Annotated in this window: 2 protein-coding genes; both read left to right on the top strand. The window is 76.7% G+C overall.

The genetic code is table 11. The features are described 5' to 3' along the window. A partial coding sequence (locus tag N4P33_RS35290; protein WP_260830993.1) for a glycosyltransferase family 9 protein occupies positions 1-409 on the top strand: 409 nt, incomplete at its 5' end. A gap of 220 nt (positions 410-629) precedes the next feature. Next, positions 630-1337 (top strand): glycosyltransferase family 2 protein (locus N4P33_RS35285; protein ID WP_260830992.1); only part of this gene is annotated, 708 nt, incomplete at its 3' end.

Below are 1337 nucleotides of genomic sequence, written 5' to 3'. Positions count from 1 at the left end.
ACGCGGCCTGCGGGTCGTCGTGACCGGGGGAGCCGACGAGGGCGACCTCGTGGCGCGGCTCGCCAAGCAGGCGGGCCTGCCCGACACCGACGTCTTCGGCGGCGGCCTCCCCTACGACCGCCTCGCGGCCCTCGTCGCCGACGCGCACGCCGTCATCAGCGGCGACACGGGCATCGCCCACCTCGCGGTCGCCCACGCCGCCCCCACCGTCACCCTCTTCGGCCCGGTCCCGCCCAGCCGCTGGGGCCCACCCGCACACCCACGCCATCACGCCCTCTGGTACGGCCCCCCGGGCGACCCCCACGCCCACCACCCCGACCCGGCGCTGCTGCGCATCACCCCGGACGACGTCATGGAAGCCCTCGCTCGACTCCCCACGCGCGGGGGGCGGGGCGAGCCCGCACCATGACCGTCGTGGCTGCGCTCGGGCATGCCGTCCCGCGTGCCCTCGGGCATGCCGCCCGGCCTGCGACCGGGCGAGACTGCCCCGCCTTCCCCCCGGGGCGTGTCCGCCCGAGCTCCCGGGTACCCGAGGGCGTGCCCGCACCGTTCCTCCGCGGGCGGCCGGCACGCGCGCACGAATGCCGCCCGTCCTCCGCCAACCGTCTCTCCGGAGGTGAGCCCGCCCCATGAGCAACCCGCCCGCCGGAACCCGTCCCGTCGGCATCGTCATCGCCACCCGGGACCGCCGCGCACGACTCGCCCGTACCCTGCGGCACCTGCTCGCGCTGCCCGAGCGGCCCGAGATCCTCGTCGTCGACAACGCGTCCTCCGACGGCACCCGGGCCATGCTCACCCGCGACTTCCCCGACGTACGCGTCCTGGCGCTGCCCGTCAACCACGGTGCTCTCGCCCGCAATCACGGCGCCCGCGCCCTCGACACCCCCTGCATCGCGTTCAGCGACGACGACTCCTGGTGGGGGCCCGGATCCCTGGCCCGCGCGGTCGAGTTGTTCGACGCTCATCCCCGGCTCGGTCTGATCGCCGCCCGCACGCTCGTCGGTCCTGACGCCGAACCCGACCCGCTCAACGACGTCCTGGCCCGCTCGCCCCTCGGACCGGCCACCGACCTCCCCGGCACCCAGGTGCTCGGCTTCCTCGCCTGCGGTGCCGTCGTCCGGCGCCGCGCCTACCTCGACGCGGGCGGCTTCCACCGGCTGCTGTTCTTCGGCGGTGAGGAGACCCTCCTCGCCTACGACCTCGCCGCCCGCGGCTGGGGCGTCACCCACTGCCCCGACGTCGTCGCCCACCACCACCCGGAGCCCGCGGCCCGCTCCGGCCGCCCGGCGGTCCAGCGCCGCAACGCACTCCTCACCGCCTGGCTGCGCCGCCCCGTC

It is taken from the genome of Streptomyces sp. 15-116A (genome assembly GCF_025290915.1).
GTDB lineage: Bacteria > Actinomycetota > Actinomycetes > Streptomycetales > Streptomycetaceae > Streptomyces.
This window is presented reverse-complemented; position numbering and strand designations above follow the sequence as displayed.